Below are 17,885 nucleotides of genomic sequence, written 5' to 3'. Positions count from 1 at the left end.
GTGATTAAAAGAATTTATCAAGGGTAATCTGCCTATCGTTGCTTTTTAAAATTTTACTTTTTGTTTTGTAGTCATCTATTGGAACTTCAAGGTGTTTTTTTATTGATTCTAACGCAGATTTTAAGTTGTTAAATCTACCAACCCTATTTTCCATTGCAAGTTTTACGCCGGTTCGAATCTGCCATACGCCAACTGGCGCATAATATTCTGGCGTAATTTCTCTAAATACTAAAATTTTAGCCTGTTTTTTCCTTTTTTTAAGGTACTCTAAGATACTGAGTCGACATGCGTAAAATGCGCCGGTAATTTCGTCAGCATAACCCTTCATTCCAGTAGTATCTTCAAAGTCAGATAAGACATTATAACTTTCTCCGCTAAAAAGTGACCCTTTAAGCCATACTTCAAGCATTTCGTATGCGTAAATGTCGGGAATTAATAATACTGCGTACCTATTTCCAAGGAAATTTTTGAAGTATACTTCATACTCGTTGATTTGACTGTACTCCAATATACTTTTTTTCACGTATTTTCCAAGTAAATCCTGTGCTGCAGTTATACTCCATTTTGTTGGAACGAGCTTTTTATTTACTCCTAAAAGCCCCGTTGAAAGGAGTTTAATAATATAATATTCGTCAAAACCAGAATCATATAATGAAATCATTCCCTCATTAGCCTTTAATTCGTCGTTTACAATATAATCTGTTTTTTTAGGAATTTTCGGGTTTTCCGCGAGTTTAAACTTGAGCATGGTTTCTCTAGGCCCAACTGGTGGCGTAAATCCTCCAGTAATCAAGTCTAATTTTGGTGTTTTTTTAAGCAGTATTTCACTATCAACGGGCTTATTTGCCATTGCAAGTTCTTGAATATGTGTTAAAAAGTTTAAATTTTTTTTAACTTGAACATGGGCGTTGGTTTCACCCATTACAAGCATTGAACGGTATTCCATTATTTCAAGGATTGTTACATTTTCCCAACGGCTCGGATCATCCATAAATGAAGTGTCTCCTTCAACTGGGGGAACCATCGGGCCAATTCGAACATTCGGGTACCCAAATTCCCCGACAAATACGGATGGCGGGGACGCTCCAAAAATTTCTTTTTTATTGATTTTTGATTCAACGGATTTTGCGACCCTGAATTTTTCAAGTATCGGGCATCTTGGCCTTCCGCACATCAATTTTCTTCCCTTACAAAGAGCGCAGGTTTTTGACCTGAAAAGTTCCATAAAATCCCTTTTAAGTTTTTTTAAGTTTAATTTTTTAAATTATCTATTTTTAAAAACTTTTTTTATAATACATTTACGAAGTATCTAAATTTAAACCTTTTTTAGATTATTTCCAAAAATTTTAAAGATTTAGATATATTTAACGAGCTTTACAAAGATATATATGATAATTCGTACCAGATATTACGTCTTAACTTAAATCTTAGGGGCAACAGTTATGAATATAATATATATTTTAATAATCGGGCTTGTTATCGGGTATATTTTAAAGAAAAAAATCGAAAAAATAGATTTATCAAAACCAACTAACTTGGCACTCCTTCTTTTGATATTTTTCATGGGCATTGAAGCAGGAAAAGTTGAATTAAATGCATTTTCAACGTTTTTAGTTTCGATAGAATTTGCAATTATCGTAATAATTACAAGTCTACTCACCGCAGTATTTTTAGGAGGTAGATTTAAATGAATTTCACGATTTTAGTTTTAATCGCACTAATTCTTGGATTTATTGTCGGTAGACTAGTAAATATCGACTTTGGAAATATGTACGAAATTATGTTATATATCCAGATTCTTTTAATCGGAATTGACCTTGGAAAAAGCAGTGGGCTTAGAGGGGTTAGAAAGGTTGGAAAATTTGGATTTTTACTTCCATTATTTACAATTATCGGGTCATTGATTGGGGGCGTAGTTGCATTTTTGGTATTGGATATTCCTTTAAAATATGCGCTCGCAATTTCTTCAGGTATGGGGTGGTACAGCCTTTGCGGGCCAATTTTGGCGAAATATTCTGCAGTTTATGGAGTAATGGGATTTTTAGTGAATTTAGCAAGGGAAATTTTTACAATTATCGGCTATTCTTTTATAATTAAAAAATTCCCAAAAGATATGGCAATTGCAATTGGCGGGGGAACTACTATGGACTCAACTCTTCCAATAATCGTTAAATTTGGCGGAAAAGACATAATGATACTTTCATTTGTACATGGATTTATCTTGACACTATTAATTCCATTTATAATTCCATTTATCTTGATGCTTCCAATATAACTATATTATACTATATTATTATAGTATCTTTTACAGAAATTACTCTAAGGGTTATTTTGGGGGGGGGAACTGTGGAAAAATATATACTTTTATTTTCAGTAGTTTTGGCACTTGTATTTTTAGGGGTGCTTGAATTGAATGAAACAAATGAAAGTCCCTGTGATAGCATAATAAATACCAGTGCTTTTATTTTAATTGAAAATTTCTCATATAATCCTGACAATATTACTTTAAAAAAAGGCACTAATGTAAGGTGGCTACAAAAAGACAGTGTAAGACACTCTGTAACCTCTGATGAAGGCATTTTTGATTCAGGACTTCTTTCAAAGGGCGTATCTTTTGAATATACCTTCTATGATGTAGGAGTATATAATTATCATTCAAAGCCTCACCAGTATGTTAAGGGAACAATTTTTATAGTGGACTGATTATGGGGGAAAATATGGATAAAAAGTTTTTTGAATGTAAGGTATGTAAAGACATCCATTATGGAAAAAATTGGCCAAATCCATGTCCTACATGCCTGACCAAAAATTCGTACATTGAAATTAAGGTAGAAGATGCATTTAAAAAATTAGAAAAATAATCCTTTTTTTTAAATTTTTTATTCTTTATTTTTTACTTTTAAATTTTTTTATTTATATTAAATTTTTAGTAAGTTTTATATAGTTTTATGTTATTAATATCTAACATTATGTTAGAAATAATTAATATAATGTTTAAACTAATTAACAGATACTCTGATAAAATAAATATTTAAACATTTAAAAAAGGCTTCAAAATAATCGTTTTAAAAAATCTGAACTTTAGGTGATATTTATGGAAAGTAAATATAAAACTAGGTTGATTTTGGGATTTTTAACAATGCTTTTTGGAATATTTCTCGAATACATGTTTGAAATTGATAAACTGATAACAATAGTTCTTATAAATTTGGGAGCTATTTTGGTAGTATATAATTTGTATTACCACATAAAATATCGCGAAATTCCTTCAAAAGATGAAAGAATACGAAAAACTGCAAATGCGGGACTTGCCTATTCATGGGTTACAACATTTTTAATAATAACCCTGATATTTTGGATAGATTACTTCAAATGGCTTGAAATAACTATTCAACAAGTAATTGGACTGATTTATTTTGTAATGATTATTAGTGCGCTACTTTTTCAAACTTACTTTAAAAAAATGGGCGATATTGAATGAAAACAAGAATAAAAGAATTTAGGGCAAAATACAATATTACACAGGAGGAATTGGGAAAAAAGGTTGGTGTAAGACGAGAAACGATAAATTTTCTTGAAAAAGGAAAATATAACCCTTCACTTAAACTTGCGTATTTAATTGCAAAAACTCTAAATTCGACAATAGATGAGCTTTTTATTTTTGATGAAGACGAATAAAAAAATAGAAAACATAAAAATAAAAATTTTTAATAAAAAATAGGCATCAGCAGATCATAATAATGGCTCATCACAAATCTCAGCCGGGGATAACATCATCATTTGCCTAAATTTTAAAGATACTGGTCAAGAATTCCTAAAACTTTTGACTGAAGTTCTTTTTCTTCCATTGGACTCATTTCAATATTTGAGTTTGCAATAATATAGAAAGGCATTTCATTCTTCTCAATTGTTGATATATATATGTATTCATCGCCAGATTTTACACTTGCTTTTGAAACGTTTCCGATGACTTTATTTATTGTTTGAAAAATTCCACTGTATTGGCCAGACACATCGTCAGGATCCATTAATGTTGATACAATAGGTAAACCTTCTTCGTTAACAACTGTGATATCTAAAATATCATGATAAAGAGCAATTTCTAAAAGGTCATACCTATCAGATGCTTTTTTAGGATTTTCTGAGATTGCACGTGTTTTTAACTTTTGAAGTCCGGCTATTACTTCAAGTTCAAGTTCTGCATGCTCTTTAACTTCTAGATTTTTTTTATCCTTTTTTAATTTTAAAAGAGTATAATATGAACTTAAAAACCCTGCACCAAGAGATACGGTAAACAATGTAAGGTTTTCCATAAATTTCCCCCCTAAAATGGTATTTAATAAATTTTAAATGCAACAAATGTAATAAACAATAAAGAAATACTGAATCTAATAGTTTTTTACATCCAAGACATATTTAACTATTTTTATTTGTTCTTAATTGAGGTTGTAATCTTATCTACTTTAACATTTAAAAAATCGATTTTAATATTATATGTATTTATTATTTCAAAAACATATTTTTTAATTTTTTCAATATCCGGATTGCTTTTAATAATTCCAAACATTTTTGCAGGAACTATTGTTATTGAACAATTGGCAACATATCCATCTTCATTCTTTATTTTTAAATAAACTTCAAATTCAGATACTTCGCTAGAATTTTTAAGATATCCGGATATTTCGCCATTAATAATATTTTCAAGGTCTTCAACACTTTTTTCAATGGACGCATTATTTTCTAACTTAGTATTTATGGTTAGATCGGGATTAATATCAATTACGTAATTATTAAATATATTTTTAATTTCTAATTTTAGGATATCAGGATTTAATTTTGATTCTAAATTTTTAGAATCATATTTTAAAGTAGCATAAACATTACAATCTGCATTAAACTCCTTATCATACGTTATGGCCAATTTAACGTTAAATTCTGAAATTTCATTATTATTTTTAAGATATTCGGTTATTTTTTCTAATAATTCCGCTTTAATAGATTCTAATTCAATTTTAGTTGGTTCAAATATATCTTCAAGTAAATTTTCAATCATTTCATCATTTACAGTCTTTATTCCAAGTTTTTTCATTAATTCGTCTCTCGAAATACTTTCTTCTTCAATTTTAGGTTTTTCAAAAGAGTTTAAATTATCTAAATTCTTTTCAGTACTTTCATTTTGATTTTCTACTTTTAATGTAGATTTTACCGTTTCAAAATTTTTTACGTTATCAAAAAAGACTTCTGATTCAGGATATGATTCAATAAAATAATCTATTTTTGATTTACTGTATTCGTAAACATCAAAAACAAGGTCTTCATTTTCATCAATCATTTTTTTAAATTCAAACATTGCAGAATTTCCAAATTTGATACTATTTTGAGATACATATATGGCACAAACAGGAATTTTTCCATTATATGCAATATATCCTCTTAAATATCCTCCTTCAACCTTTTTAAAAATTTCAAGAATGGAGTATTTTTTAAAATAGTCTTCGTAGTTTTCGTAAATTCCAAGTTTTATGGGATTTCCTTCAGGAATTGAAATTTTTACAGAATTTGGAGTTTTTAAATTGACATTTTTACTTGGTTCTACTTTTTCAGAATTTTTTACCGTGGAAAACACCTTATTATTAGTATTTTCCATCATATTTAACATCTGTTCAGTATATAAAAAAATATCAATAATGGAACTCTTTTTAGCTATTTCTTGGGTTTTTATAATTGCAGAATTTCCAAAAAGCTCTTCTTCAAAGTTAGAATACCCTCCGATAATCTTTTTATCTTTTAAAAATAAGTATCCTTCTTTGAAGCCCCCGTTAATTTTCATAGAAACCCGGATATAACCTAAAAAATTATTTGGGAGTCCATCAAAAATTTCATTATAATCAGATCCCATTTTCACGAATTTTCCTTCAATGATATCCATTTTACCCCTTTTTTATTCTTTTGGATATATTTGATGCAATAAGTCCTGCAAAAACGCCTGCTCCAAACCCGTTATCCATATTTACTACAACAAGACCTGGACTACAAGAATGAAGCATCGTAAATAATGGTGTCATTTTAAATCCGTATCCAACCGAAGTTGGAACTCCAATTACGGGTATATCTACAAGTGACGATACAACTGAGGGAAGTGCCCCTTCCATACCTGCAACAACAATAATACAACATACGTCTTCTTCAATCATTTTTTTAATGGGGTTAAAAAGCCTGTGAATTCCGGCAATTCCTACATCATAATTTTTTATTACTTCACACCCTATTAATTTTGCAGATTCAAATGCTTCTTCTGCAACCGGTATATCAGAAGTTCCTGCTGCAAGTATGCCAATTTTCTCTGTTTTGTTAATAGTATAATTTGGAAGTCTTAACGTAGCAGTTCTTCCAAGTTCATTTATTTCCAAAATCAGTTCTGTATCGTCTTCAAAATATTTTTTAAGTTCTTCAATATCTTTTATTCGTGTTGCAAGTGCCGTTCCATTTTTAACAGCTAATTTTTTTAGTATTTTTACAACATCTTCTAAACGTTTTCCTTCCGCATAAACTACTTCTGGAATTCCAGTTCTAAGTTTTCTGTTTGTATCAATTTTACAGAAATCTTCAACTTCATCAAAATAATTCAATTTTAGTTTTGTTTCAGCTTCTTCAAAACTTATTAATCCATTTTTAAACTTTTCAAGTATTTCTCTCATGATCATACCTAAATTAAACTATTAAATATATAATTTTTAATACTATTAATTTTTAATTGTTTGAGTTTTTTAAAACTTTAATTTTAAAACTCTAAGTTTTTAAGATTAAACATATTCAATAATGATTTTTTAAGAGATTAATGTATTAATTGTATTTTTAAACTCTTTTCCAAGGAATTTCAAATTTTTCAAAGAATTCTATATATATTTTTTTATCTTCTCCGTAAAGTCCCTTCCAATCTATTGTAACAAAATCAAAAGATTGTTTGGTTATTAGTTGATTTAAAATATTTTCAGAAAGTTTTGCATGTTTTGGCGTTAAATAACCAACATGATATTCATTTTTTAATGCAAGTTTTGTAAATTTTGGGGAGTAATGGCCTCCACCAAGGCCAATTATCTTTTCTTTTTCTTCAAAATCTCCGTAACTAATTGCATTTATAGTATCAATCAGTGCGTTTGTAATTATTTCTGCTGCGTCATTTATCTGCCACTGCATTTCACTGCTTCCGATCTCAACAAATGCGGATGGTGCATTTAAATCTGTTGGCCCATGGTGTAGTACCTCAAAACTGACCTCAAAGCCTAATTCTTGGTATTCTTCCATTGAATTATATTTATCAATGTTTTGTAAGAGTAATGTATTAAATACTGGATTACAATGGCATATTTCTTCAGGATTTCCGCCATGTGAATTATCTTTTGTTAAATTTCCCGGAGTATGGACTGTTAAAGTCGGTTTTTTACTTTCACTTCTATGTTTTGATAAAAATACATAAAGGCTAGAATCGTGAAAATCGGATTTTTTGGATGTGTTCGACTTTTTTTCAAGTTCATGAACGAAATATCCATAATTTTCCAAATGCCGTTTAATGTTTTGACTTGCAGGGTCTTTTTTTGAAGAAATTAATAGGTAATTCATTTTAACCGCCTTAGTTTACTATTATCTTGATGTTTTTAAAAAGCATGAGAATTCAATTAATTTTTTAGTACTTTAATATTATTTAAATAAGTTATTAACTGTCAGTAATTACCTCAATAATAACATCAATAACAATATATACCTGGCCTCTAATAATTAAGAAGGATATTCTTATCTACTTGGTAAAAAACTTTGATTTTTGTGTTTTACCATTCATTATTACTCATATAGTTTTATTTTATCCAGTTTATATTTTGGCTGTGGTGATTTTAATGGTTGAAGAAAATATTGAAAATTTAGTAGCTGAAAAAAGTTTATTTGATGAATTTAAAGAACACTCAATTTCTGAATTTTTCAGAAAAAATAAGCACATGCTAGGTTATAGTGGAAGATTGAGAAGCATGACCACGATTGTTCATGAACTTGTAACAAACAGCATGGACGCATGTGAAGAATCAGAAATATTGCCAGAAATTCTAGTTGAAGTTAAAAAAGTAGGTTCTGAAACATTTACAGTTATAATTGAGGATAATGGGCCAGGAATTCCTCCAGAATATGTTTCAAAGGTATTTGGTAAGATGCTTGCAGGTTCAAAGCTTCATAGGCTGGTTCAGTCAAGAGGTCAGCAAGGTATTGGTGCAGCGGGAGTTTTATTATTTTCCCAAATGACTACTGGAAGGCCTTTAAAAATTACAACTTCCACTGGAACTGGAAAAATCCATGAAATGGAAATTAAAATGAGCATTGAAAAAAACGAAGGGGATATTGTAGCCCATAAAATAAGGGAGGGCTATTTTAGGGGAACACGCGTAGAAGGTGAATTTAAGGAAGTAACCTATAATAGAAGAGAGCAAGGGCCGTACGAATACCTTAGAAGGATAAGTTTATCGACACCTCATGCCAAAATTACCCTTATAGATCCTGAAGAAACAACAATATTTGAAAGAACAGTAACTGTAATTCCTGAAAGGCCGGAAGTAATGAAACCACACCCTTATGGATTAACAACTGATGAATTACTCCATATTTCAAGAAAAACGGATTCTTCAAGAATTTCAAGCATGCTAAATAGTGAACTTTCAAGAGTTACAATGAAACGAATAAGGGATCTTGAAGACTATGTTTTAAGGGATAAACTTTTAGAAAATTATCGAAAGAGTGTTTTTTGGGATACCATTGTTGGATGTTACCTGAATTTTAATTTTACTAAATATTTTGAGATATATGGCCACTATTTGGATAAAAAAGAAATAGAAGACGTAAAAATGTTAATTAATGGCCTTCCTGAGGGATTATCTGAACTTAAAACGTACTGTTTAAAGTATCTGGTTGTCGAATACCTGATTCAAAAATTGGATGACGAACAGCTAAAAGAAAATAAGAACCATTTTAAGAAAAAACCTGAAAATTTCATGGAGTTTGCAGAGAAAAATTATTTAAATGCATCGCTTCTTGAAGAATTTAGGCGAAAGCTAAAAACAATTACAAAATCGCCTGAAGATTTTGTAAAAGCGCTTACCGACCTTGGAATGGTTTCTGAAGAAGAGCTTGAAAAATACCGAAAATCAATAAAAGACCTATTGAAAAAAACCCCCCGAGAAATGACGTGGTCGGATTCAGAAATTATTGTAAATGTTTTACAGGATATGGACTTTATGGCTCCATCCACAATTGGACTAAGGCCAATTGGTGAAGAAAATATTGAAAAATCACTTGAAACACTAACTCCAGAATTTTTGAAAACCCTTACGCGAAAACCAAAAACATATAAAGGTGGAATTCCATTTGCAGTCGAAGTTGGGCTTGCATATGGGGGTAATGCCGGGAGAAGTGGCGAAGACTCCAAAAAAATGGAAATAATGAGATTTTCAAATCACGTACCATTATTATTTGATACATCAGGCTGCGGGCTTACAAACGCTGTTAAAAGTGTAAATTGGAAAAGATATGGACTTAGAAGTGATGAAGATGCCCCTGTAACGATATTTGTGAATCTCATTTCAACACATATCCCTTATACATCTGCTGGAAAACAAGCAATCGCAACAGGCTCAGAAGAAAACGAAGAAATTTTTAATGAAGTAAGGCAATCATTAATGATATGTGCAAGGGAGCTTGATACACATATTTCAAGGGTAAGGCGTGAAAAAGAAGAAGAACAAAAGAAAAAATATGTAATAAAATATGCATATATATTTGCAGAGGGACTTTCAAGCATTACTGGACGGTCGAAAGAGGAGATAGAGTCAAATATAATTAATCTTTTAAGATAAATTAACTACTTTTACTATTTTTACTATTTTTACATTTTAATTATTTTACTATTTTTTCTATATTGCCATTTAAGTTTAATTTAGCTACTCGATACTTTAAAAACGATTATGGCTATTATTTATACATTAATTTTTATATTTATTATATTCTAAATTTTTTACTACGTAAAATTTTTACGTAAATTTATTTTCAGGAGATTTATAGGGGGGGTTTTAGTGATATCAAGAAGAGAAGTTATTGAAAAATTAAACCACTATAGGCCATGTAATGACTGCAATACTCCAATTTTTAAAAATAAGCCACTAAACGAATTGGAATTAGTCAACCGAAAAAGAAAATGTGTATGTGGAAAAGTCCAAATTGATGATGTAATGATTGATATTTTAAACGTAATGATGGATTTTGGGGAAATTGAAAAAAATACTGATAGTATTTGTTTAAAAGATGCAGGAACTCCGCTTATTGAAATTGGTTATCCTTTAAAATACCTTCCATCGCTTTTAGAAAATGAACTAATTATCATGAATAATGTCTCAAGAAAATGTGCAGAAGAAATTATAAAAATACCTGAAGTTAAAGGCGTTATTTCAAAACAATCAAGAGATAATTTCGAAATTTCAGACAATTCTAACGAGGTAAACGAACTATTAGCTGGAAATGACTTTAGATGTGATGTATTTATCTTGAAATCCATTTCAAACTGTGTAATGGTATGTAAAAACCAGTCAAAAGTCCATATTGAATTTCCAAGGCTATTTAACCCGAAAATTGCAAAAGTTGACAGTTTAAATTTGAAGGAAAAGGTTGTACTCGATGGTTTTTGTGGTTCTGGAACTCTTGGAATGGCAGCATTAAAAAAAGGTGCAGAAAAGGTAATTTTTTCAGATATTAACAAAAATGCGTTAGACGATGTTATATATAATTTGAAATTAAACTTTGGTGATGATGTGTTTGATAAAGTTGAAATTATACATTCAGATTTTTTAGAACTGGATGTTACTTGTGACGTGTGTTTTATCGACCTTTTTCCACACATGAACGCCATAAATTTCATTGAAAAGGCAAAAAAAATCTCTAAACAAGTAGTAATTATATAATAAGTGAAATAATGAAGCAATCTAAAAAATTAGGGCAGTGTTTTTTAAAAGATAAAAATTTTGTTAAAAAAGCGATTAAAAGTGCGGATATAACTGAAAACGATATTGTTTTAGAAGTAGGTCTTGGAGAAGGGGCTCTTACAAAAGAACTTGCTAAACTAGCAAAATTTGTATACGTAATTGAATTGGATATGCGACTTGAACCTTTTGCAAACCAGATAATGTCTGAATTTAAAAATGTTAAAGTAATTTGGAATGATGCTCTAAAAGTTGATTTAAAAGAACTTGGATTTAATAAAATCGTTGCAAATCTACCATATCAAATTTCTTCGCCAATAACTTTTAAGTTTTTAGAAAATGACTTTGACGTTGCAGTTTTAATGTATCAGTACGAATTTGCGAAAAGAATGATTGGAAAACCCGATACAGATGAATATAGTAGATTAAGTGTTTCTATACAGTATAACTCCGATGTTGAATTTATTTGTAAGGTTCCACCCACTGCTTTTTCACCAAAACCGGACGTAAATTCTGCAATTGTAAAACTAACTAAGCGGGAACCTTTATTCCATATTGAAAATGAAGAATTTTTTAGAAACGTTTTAAATGCAATATTCCAGCATAGAAATAGAACTGTAAAACGTGCTTTAATTGATTCAAGTCATGAAATGAATATTGAACGAGAACGTTTAAAAGAAATTTTAGAAAACATTAAACTTGATTTTGACTTTTCAGAGCGGGTTTTTAAATTAGCGCCTGAAAAAATTGGGGAATTAAGCAATATATTGTACCTGAATATAATTTCAAAAAAATAATGAAATAATGGTTAACAGGTGGTTTAAATGCGAATTATCGTGTTATACTCTGGAAATTACGGTGAACGGGTTTTAAATAATATTTTAACCAAATTTGCACCAAATATTATATCAGTTTATGAATTTGAAGAAAATTTACCCGAATATATCGAAGATATTGAAAATTACGTCCCAGATAATTTACCAGAATGTGATTTACTGGTAGTAACTGGGTTACACGGCGATATTAATTTAGTTACCTGTAAAATTGCTAACAAAACCGGTGCAAAATCTGTAATAATTGAATCACATTCTCAAAAGCAGTTACCGTTTGGCATACGATCTGAAATTACTGAAAGCCTTTTAAATGTAAAATGTGTATTTCCAAAGCCATTCTGTTCTTTGAAACCTGTTGGTGATATTTATATTGATGAATTTGTAAAATATTTTGGAGCTCCAAAAATTGAAATAATCGGGGAAAAATTTATTAAATCAGTAATTGTACATAGAAATGCTCCTTGCGGTTCTACAAAATACATTGCAGAAAATTTAACTGGTTATCCATTAAATGAAGCAGAAATTGAGTCAGGAAATAAATTACATAATTACCCCTGCTTAGCATCGATGGAGTTTGATAACGAGTTTTCTGATACAATACTGCATCTTGCAGGTTATAAAATAAAAGAAGCAGTTAAAAAATCTTTAGGATTTTCAAACATGGTTTTAAACGTAAATTCTAATTGCAAGGGGGTAGAATGCGGGTTTAAATGCTATAATATATGCCCCGTAGTTAAAATGGGTGAAAAGGCAGTAGAAATAATCGATAAGACTGCAAAAATTAATTATTTATACTGTGGCCTATGTATGAAATGTATTCGAGAATGCCCCTTTAATGCAATAATCTCTTTAAAGTATAGTTAATTTTTAAATAATAATATTTATTTTAAAAATAAATAGATTTTAACTAAATTAAGATTTAAAATATGCTATTTTTTCACATTTTAGTATCAAGTTTAATGTTAAACTATATATACAAAAAAAAGTCATTATAAATCATGACAATTCTGGTGATGGTCATGGCATTTGAAAAGACGGCTAAAAAACTTGATGACAATTTTTGGAATACCAAAAATCTTAAAATATCTATTGGAGAAGTTTCTGATGGTAAATCTGCTAAATCTAAGCTTGATGAACCAATGGGGCCTACGCCAAAACCAAGTGTAACGGATCTTAGATCTTGGGATTTTAAATTATTAAAGAGGTATCCTCCTTTTTACGCACCTTTTTGTGATATGTGTTGTTTATGTACTTATGGAAAGTGTGACCTTTTAGGGAAAAAAGGAGCATGTGGAATCAATGCAGAAGCACAACAGGCAAGAACAGTTCTTTTGGCATCATGCATCGGAACTGCAGCTCATGCGGGGCATGCAAGGCACTTACTGCATCATGTAATACACATGCACGGTAGAGATAAGCCAATAGACCTTGGCAAAAATATTGACATAGAAGCTCCAATTATAAGAACTTTAATTGGTAAAAAACCTGAGACTTTAGGTGACCTTGAAGAATCATTAGCTTACGTTGAAGAACAGTTAACTCACCTTCTTTCTGCATGCCATACGGGTCAGGAAGGAAGTTCTCTTGATTTTGAATCAAAAACATTCCATGCAGGTATTATGGATGACCTTGCAAGAGAAGTTGCAGATATTGCACAAATTATTGCATACAGGATGTCAAAAGGAGACGGTGATGAGCCATTAGTTGAACTTGGACTTGGAACCGTAAATAAAGATAAACCTGTAATATTATGTATTGGGCATAACGTAGCACCGGGTGCAGAAATACTTGACTATATCGAAGACAACGATCTTTACGAAGACGTTGAAGTTTGTGGTATATGTTGTACTGCAATAGATATTACAAGATATAATTCGGCTGCAAAGGTTATCGGGCCACTATCAAAACAGCTTAAATTTATTCGAAGTGGTGTTTCAGACGTTATTGTCGTAGATGAACAGTGCGTTAGAACTGATATATTAGAAGAAGCTAAAAAGAATGGCGCAGTAGTTATTGCAACAACGGATAAAATGTGCCTTGGACTTCCAGATAAGACTAAGGAAGACTCAGATTTAGTTATAAGTGAATTAGTAAATGGAAAAATTGACGGGGCACTTATTCTTGAACCAAAAAATGTAGGAAAAGTTGCAGTAGAAGTTGCTAAAAAAATTGCAAAAAGAAGAGAAAGTATAAAAGCACTTCCGGACGTTTCAGAAATTTCAAAGCTTGCAAAGGAATGTACTGAATGTGGATGGTGCGTAAGAGTATGTCCAAATAATAGGCCTGTAATGGATGCAGTAACTTCTGCAGCAAAAGGAGACCTTACAAAGCTTGCAAAACTCTATGAAAATGATATGTGTTATGCATGCGGACGATGTGAAGAGGAATGTGAAAGAAAGCTTCCTTTAGTTTCATTTATAACTAAAGCAGGAGACCACCACGTTAAAAATCAAAAATTCAAAATGCGAGCAGGAAGAGGTCCAGTTCAAGACGTTGAAATTAGAAAAGTTGGTGGCCCTATCGTTTTAGGAGATATTCCGGGAGTAGTAGCATTTGTTGGATGTTCAAATTATCCAAATGGCGGCATTGAAATGGCTAAAATGGCTGAAGAGCTATTAAAAAGGAGATATATCGTTGTAGCGACAGGTTGTGCTGCAATGTCAATTGGAGAATACGTTGATGAAGACGGACTTACTCTTTATGAACGATATGAAGGTATTTTTGATGCAGGGGGACTTGCAAATGCGGGTTCTTGTGTTTCAAATGCACACATTTCTGGAGCATGCATAAAAATTGCAAATATTTTTGCTAAAAAGCCACTTTCAGGAAATTTTGAAGAAATTGCAGACTATATTTTGAATAGGGTTGGGGCATGTGGAGTTGCATGGGGAGCATTTTCTCAAAAAGCAGCAGCAATTGCCGCAGGAGTTAACCGGTGGGGTATTCCTGCAGTTTTAGGGCCACATAGTTCAAAATATAGGCGACTACATCTTGGAAGAATAGATAAAAAGGAATTATGGGATTTAAATGATTTAAGAACTGGGGAAGTAGTTCAAGGGGAACCTGCTCCAGAACATCTACTGTATGCTGCAGAAACAATGGAAGAAGCAATAGTAAGTATTGTAAAAATGTGTATACGGCCAAATGACACCCCAAAAGGAAGGCAACTAAAACTTTCACACTATATTGACTTATATAAGAGGTATTTCGGTGAATTACCGCCAGATTTAGAATTATTTGTAAGAAATGAAAGGGACGTTCCAATCACTTACAAACACGACGTAATGGAAAACTTAAAGGAAAAAAAATGGGTTCAAAGGGAAGCTCCAAAAGAACCATCCTTGCTTTTGAAAAAATAAGGTGAAAAAATGGATGGAGATAGAACAACACCTTGGCAGCCAACCGTAATTGCGGGTCCAAAGCATGCAATGCTTTTAACCCCTGCAATTGCTAAAATGATGCTTAAAAAAGCTAAACGGCCATTATTTGTAATAGGCTCACTTATTGAAGGAGACAAAGAAATAGTTTCATTCTGTAAGGACATTGTTGAAAATTGGAACTTACCTGTTGCTGCAACCGGTAATATGTATAAAACACTTACTGAAAACGGCGTTAAGTCAAAAAGATACGGTGCTATTGAAATTGTAAATTTATTGAAGGACCCAGAATGGAAAGGCGTTGATGGGGAAGGCTCTCACGACTTAGTATTATTTATTGGAGTTACATATTATTTAGCTTCACAAGGATTATCCTCATTAAAACACTTTGCACCACATTTAAAGACTTTAACACTATGTAAATTCTTTCATTCAAATGCTGATGCATCGTTTCCTAACATGTCAGATTCTGAATGGATAAAATACCTAGAAAAAACGTCAAAAATTTAAGGAGGATGCCTCATGTTTGGAGATATACCAGTAGAAATAAGTCCGATGTACGAAGGAGAAAGGATTAGGGCAGCAAACATGTTCGTAGAACTTGGTGGCCCAAAGTCAATTGGCGCAGAACTTGTTTTAGTTTCCGAAAGTGTAGAAGATGGAAAAATTACGGTAGTAGGCCCGGAAATTAAGGACATGGAAGAAGGTAAAATATATCCATTAGGTATTTTATTGGAAGTTTCTGGAAAACAACTTGAAAAAGACCTTGAAGGAGTAATTGAGCGAAGAATTCACGAAATATGTAACTATGTACAGGGATTTATGCATTTAAACCAGCGAGACAAAATCTGGTGCAGAGTTAGTAAGGACTCCCATAAAAAGGGTTTTGGACTAAATCACCTTGGAAAAGCTATTTCAATAATGTTCAAAGATGAATTTCCAATTATTGAAGAAATAGCAGTCACGATAATGACTGAAGAAGAAAAAGTAAAAGAATTTGTTGAAAAAGCAAAATTGGAATATGAAAAAAGAGACAGTAAGGCAAGAGATCTAAGTGAGGAGGATGTTGATTCCTTTTATGGCTGTGTTATGTGCCAATCTTTTGCCCCTACCCACGTATGCGTAATTACACCCGATAGGCCTGCACTTTGTGGAGGCATTAACTGGTTTGACTGTAGGGCTGCTGCAAAAATTGATCCTGAGGGCCCAATATTTGAAATTCCAAAGGGTGAGTTATTAGATTCAGTAACTGGCGAATATACCTCATTAAACAATACTGTTGCAGAAAATTCTCAACACACTTTTAATAAAGTATATTTACACAGCATATTTGGGCATCCCCACACATCATGCGGGTGCTTTGAAGCTGTTGCATTTTACATGCCTGAACTTGATGGTATTGGGGTAGTTCACAGGGATTTTAAAGGGGATACTCCTTTAGGGATACCTTTTTCAGCAATGGCAGGCCAGTGCTCTGGGGGGAAGCAGGTTGAAGGATTTTCCGGGCTATGCGTTGAATACATGAGATCCCCTAAATTTTTAAAGGCAGATGGGGGCTATGAGCGAATAGTATGGCTTCCAAAAGAAATAAAAGAAAAAATATTAGAGAACATTCCCAAAGAACTACATGAAAAAATTGCAACTGAGGAGGATGTTTCAAGTATCCATCACTTGAAAAAATTCTTAAGCGAAAAGAATCATCCTGTAATTAAGAGAATATCTGAATTAGAATCTACTGAAAAAGAACCTGAAACAGTTTTTGAAGAAGAAAAAGAATCAAATTCAGAAATGGTTCAGTTTGCACAGGTTCCTGAAATGGCAATTCCTACGTCAGGAGGAATAAAAATCATATTGAAAAATGCAAAGATATATGCTGAAAAAGTTATCATAACAAAGAAATAGGATGTTTAAAATGATAATCGCAGTTACTGGGAAAGGAGGCGTTGGAAAAACCCTTCTTTCATCTTTAATAATTAGAAACTTCGCAAAAACAGGCAAAAACATACTCGCAATAGATGCAGACCCAGATTCAAATCTTCCTGAAGCTCTTGGGGTAGATGTCACAAAAACGGTTGGGGATGTTAGGGAAAACTTAAAAAAAGAAGTTAAATCCGGAAATTCTTCGCCAGAAATGGATAAATGGGGTATGCTTGATTATGGGGTAATGGAATCTATTATTGAAACCCCAAAATTTGACATGTTGGTAATGGGTAGGCCTGAAGGCAGTGGTTGCTATTGTGCGGTAAATAACATGCTTAGAAAGATTATCGAAACTGTTTCTTCAAATTATGATATTGTGGTAATAGACACAGAAGCAGGACTTGAACATTTAAGCAGGAGAACGACTCAGAATGTTGATACACTTCTTGTAGTTACTGACTCTTCTAAACGAGGAATATTGACTGCTAAAAGAATACAGGAGCTTACAAAAGAACTTGATATTTCTTTTAAAAACTTGTATCTCGTTTTAAATAGAATAAAGCCTGAAAATGAAGAAGAAATCCTTAAAAGAGTTGAAGATTTTGGACTCGATGTTATAGGCGTAGTATATGACGATGAAGTTACTTCCAAGTATGATATGGAAGGAAAACCATTATTTGAGCTTCCTGATGATTCAAATACTGTAATTTCCGTTTCAAAAATTATTGAAAAAATTTTAGGTTAAC

General features: G+C 31.7%; 19 protein-coding genes. 14 read left to right on the top strand and 5 right to left on the bottom strand.

The genetic code is table 11. The annotated features are described in order from the left end of the window. Nucleotides 1-4 precede the first annotated feature (4 nt). Nucleotides 5-1,225 carry an Nre family DNA repair protein gene (locus MEVAN_RS01680; protein WP_011972138.1) on the bottom strand — a complete coding sequence of 407 codons (1,221 nt, stop codon included), beginning with the start codon at nucleotides 1,223-1,225 and terminating at the stop codon, nucleotides 5-7. 217 nt (nucleotides 1,226-1,442) lie between these two features. Between MEVAN_RS01680 and MEVAN_RS01675 the strand changes: the two genes are divergently transcribed. From MEVAN_RS01675 to MEVAN_RS01655, 6 genes are all read left to right on the top strand, one after another. Then, the gene (locus MEVAN_RS01675; protein ID WP_011972137.1) at nucleotides 1,443-1,691 is read left to right on the top strand and encodes a hypothetical protein; all 249 of its coding nucleotides are present in this window, start codon (nucleotides 1,443-1,445) and stop codon (nucleotides 1,689-1,691) included. Continuing rightward, nucleotides 1,688-2,275, top strand: coding sequence for a lysine exporter LysO family protein (locus MEVAN_RS01670; RefSeq protein ID WP_011972136.1), 588 nt, complete (start codon nucleotides 1,688-1,690; stop codon nucleotides 2,273-2,275). The genes MEVAN_RS01675 and MEVAN_RS01670 overlap by 4 nt, the downstream gene beginning before the upstream one ends. A gap of 71 nt (nucleotides 2,276-2,346) precedes the next feature. After that, on the top strand, nucleotides 2,347-2,703 hold the full coding sequence (locus MEVAN_RS01665) for a plastocyanin/azurin family copper-binding protein (protein WP_156769204.1): 357 nt from the start codon (nucleotides 2,347-2,349) through the stop codon (nucleotides 2,701-2,703). 14 nt (nucleotides 2,704-2,717) lie between these two features. After that, on the top strand, nucleotides 2,718-2,861 hold the full coding sequence (locus MEVAN_RS08980) for a hypothetical protein (RefSeq protein ID WP_198002521.1): 144 nt from the start codon (nucleotides 2,718-2,720) through the stop codon (nucleotides 2,859-2,861). Nucleotides 2,862-3,094: 233 nt separating this feature from the next. Next, nucleotides 3,095-3,481, top strand: coding sequence for a hypothetical protein (locus MEVAN_RS01660; protein WP_011972133.1), 387 nt, complete (start codon nucleotides 3,095-3,097; stop codon nucleotides 3,479-3,481). Continuing rightward, entirely contained in the window at nucleotides 3,478-3,678 is a 201-nt protein-coding gene (locus MEVAN_RS01655; protein WP_011972132.1) for a helix-turn-helix transcriptional regulator, read from the top strand. Before MEVAN_RS01660 ends, MEVAN_RS01655 begins: the two co-directional genes overlap by 4 nt. A gap of 113 nt (nucleotides 3,679-3,791) precedes the next feature. Here the strand turns inward: MEVAN_RS01655 and MEVAN_RS01650 are convergent, their stop codons facing one another. The 4 genes from MEVAN_RS01650 to MEVAN_RS01635 form a co-directional block, all read right to left on the bottom strand. Continuing rightward, nucleotides 3,792-4,313 carry a hypothetical protein gene (locus tag MEVAN_RS01650; protein WP_011972131.1) on the bottom strand — a complete coding sequence of 174 codons (522 nt, stop codon included), beginning with the start codon at nucleotides 4,311-4,313 and terminating at the stop codon, nucleotides 3,792-3,794. Between the two features lie 113 nt (nucleotides 4,314-4,426). Continuing rightward, entirely contained in the window at nucleotides 4,427-5,929 is a 1,503-nt protein-coding gene (locus tag MEVAN_RS01645) for a DUF2226 domain-containing protein (protein ID WP_011972130.1), read from the bottom strand. Between the two features lies 1 nt (nucleotide 5,930). After that, nucleotides 5,931-6,698: a nickel pincer cofactor biosynthesis protein LarB gene (gene larB / locus MEVAN_RS01640; protein ID WP_011972129.1), complete on the bottom strand. Its 768-nt coding sequence runs from the start codon at nucleotides 6,696-6,698 to the stop codon at nucleotides 5,931-5,933. A gap of 157 nt (nucleotides 6,699-6,855) precedes the next feature. Beyond that, a complete protein-coding gene (locus MEVAN_RS01635; RefSeq protein WP_011972128.1) occupies nucleotides 6,856-7,620 on the bottom strand; it encodes a D-aminoacyl-tRNA deacylase in 765 nt (254 codons plus the stop codon). Nucleotides 7,621-7,892: 272 nt separating this feature from the next. Between MEVAN_RS01635 and MEVAN_RS01630 the strand changes: the two genes are divergently transcribed. The 8 genes from MEVAN_RS01630 (at nucleotide 7,893) to MEVAN_RS01595 (ending at nucleotide 17,884) form a co-directional block, all read left to right on the top strand. After that, a complete protein-coding gene (locus MEVAN_RS01630) occupies nucleotides 7,893-9,893 on the top strand; it encodes a DNA topoisomerase VI subunit B (protein WP_011972127.1) in 2,001 nt (666 codons plus the stop codon). A gap of 216 nt (nucleotides 9,894-10,109) precedes the next feature. Continuing rightward, nucleotides 10,110-10,991 (top strand): RsmD family RNA methyltransferase, encoded by an 882-nt coding sequence (locus MEVAN_RS01625; protein WP_011972126.1) that lies wholly within the window; start codon nucleotides 10,110-10,112, stop codon nucleotides 10,989-10,991. A gap of 11 nt (nucleotides 10,992-11,002) precedes the next feature. After that, the gene (gene rsmA / locus MEVAN_RS01620) at nucleotides 11,003-11,806 is read left to right on the top strand and encodes a 16S rRNA (adenine(1518)-N(6)/adenine(1519)-N(6))-dimethyltransferase RsmA (RefSeq protein ID WP_011972125.1); all 804 of its coding nucleotides are present in this window, start codon (nucleotides 11,003-11,005) and stop codon (nucleotides 11,804-11,806) included. Nucleotides 11,807-11,833: 27 nt separating this feature from the next. Beyond that, nucleotides 11,834-12,706, top strand: coding sequence for a DUF166 domain-containing protein (locus MEVAN_RS01615; RefSeq protein ID WP_011972124.1), 873 nt, complete (start codon nucleotides 11,834-11,836; stop codon nucleotides 12,704-12,706). Between the two features lie 155 nt (nucleotides 12,707-12,861). Then, nucleotides 12,862-15,201, top strand: coding sequence for a CO dehydrogenase/acetyl-CoA synthase complex subunit alpha (gene cdhA / locus MEVAN_RS01610; RefSeq protein WP_011972123.1), 2,340 nt, complete (start codon nucleotides 12,862-12,864; stop codon nucleotides 15,199-15,201). 9 nt (nucleotides 15,202-15,210) lie between these two features. Next, entirely contained in the window at nucleotides 15,211-15,729 is a 519-nt protein-coding gene (gene cdhB / locus MEVAN_RS01605; protein ID WP_011972122.1) for a CO dehydrogenase/acetyl-CoA synthase complex subunit epsilon, read from the top strand. Between the two features lie 12 nt (nucleotides 15,730-15,741). Continuing rightward, nucleotides 15,742-17,121, top strand: a complete 1,380-nt coding sequence (cdhC, locus tag MEVAN_RS01600; RefSeq protein ID WP_011972121.1) for a CO dehydrogenase/CO-methylating acetyl-CoA synthase complex subunit beta — start codon at nucleotides 15,742-15,744, stop codon at nucleotides 17,119-17,121. A gap of 10 nt (nucleotides 17,122-17,131) precedes the next feature. After that, nucleotides 17,132-17,884 carry an ATP-binding protein gene (locus tag MEVAN_RS01595; RefSeq protein ID WP_011972120.1) on the top strand — a complete coding sequence of 251 codons (753 nt, stop codon included), beginning with the start codon at nucleotides 17,132-17,134 and terminating at the stop codon, nucleotides 17,882-17,884. Nucleotide 17,885 lies beyond the last annotated feature (1 nt).

The organism is Methanococcus vannielii SB, from assembly GCF_000017165.1.
Taxonomy (GTDB): domain Archaea; phylum AGJL01; class Methanococci; order Methanococcales; family Methanococcaceae; genus Methanococcus; species Methanococcus vannielii.
This window is presented reverse-complemented; position numbering and strand designations above follow the sequence as displayed.

Bases quoted from the DNA above. Each gene is read 5' to 3' on its own strand.
- MEVAN_RS01660 (WP_011972133.1), top strand. From the start codon at position 3,095: ATGGAAAGTAAATATAAAACTAGGTTGATTTTGGGATTTTTAACAATG.
- cdhC (WP_011972121.1), top strand. From the start codon at position 15,742: ATGTTTGGAGATATACCAGTAGAAATAAGTCCGATGTACGAAGGAGAA.
- MEVAN_RS01645 (WP_011972130.1), bottom strand. From the start codon at position 5,929: ATGGATATCATTGAAGGAAAATTCGTGAAAATGGGATCTGATTATAAT.
- MEVAN_RS08980 (WP_198002521.1), top strand. From the start codon at position 2,718: ATGGATAAAAAGTTTTTTGAATGTAAGGTATGTAAAGACATCCATTAT.
- MEVAN_RS01670 (WP_011972136.1), top strand. From the start codon at position 1,688: ATGAATTTCACGATTTTAGTTTTAATCGCACTAATTCTTGGATTTATT.
- cdhB (WP_011972122.1), top strand. From the start codon at position 15,211: ATGGATGGAGATAGAACAACACCTTGGCAGCCAACCGTAATTGCGGGT.
- MEVAN_RS01675 (WP_011972137.1), top strand. From the start codon at position 1,443: ATGAATATAATATATATTTTAATAATCGGGCTTGTTATCGGGTATATT.
- MEVAN_RS01655 (WP_011972132.1), top strand. From the start codon at position 3,478: ATGAAAACAAGAATAAAAGAATTTAGGGCAAAATACAATATTACACAG.
- larB (WP_011972129.1), bottom strand. From the start codon at position 6,698: ATGAGAGAAATACTTGAAAAGTTTAAAAATGGATTAATAAGTTTTGAA.
- MEVAN_RS01635 (WP_011972128.1), bottom strand. From the start codon at position 7,620: ATGAATTACCTATTAATTTCTTCAAAAAAAGACCCTGCAAGTCAAAAC.
- MEVAN_RS01650 (WP_011972131.1), bottom strand. From the start codon at position 4,313: ATGGAAAACCTTACATTGTTTACCGTATCTCTTGGTGCAGGGTTTTTA.
- MEVAN_RS01595 (WP_011972120.1), top strand. From the start codon at position 17,132: ATGATAATCGCAGTTACTGGGAAAGGAGGCGTTGGAAAAACCCTTCTT.
- MEVAN_RS01615 (WP_011972124.1), top strand. From the start codon at position 11,834: ATGCGAATTATCGTGTTATACTCTGGAAATTACGGTGAACGGGTTTTA.
- cdhA (WP_011972123.1), top strand. From the start codon at position 12,862: ATGGCATTTGAAAAGACGGCTAAAAAACTTGATGACAATTTTTGGAAT.
- rsmA (WP_011972125.1), top strand. From the start codon at position 11,003: ATGAAGCAATCTAAAAAATTAGGGCAGTGTTTTTTAAAAGATAAAAAT.
- MEVAN_RS01630 (WP_011972127.1), top strand. From the start codon at position 7,893: ATGGTTGAAGAAAATATTGAAAATTTAGTAGCTGAAAAAAGTTTATTT.
- MEVAN_RS01680 (WP_011972138.1), bottom strand. From the start codon at position 1,225: ATGGAACTTTTCAGGTCAAAAACCTGCGCTCTTTGTAAGGGAAGAAAA.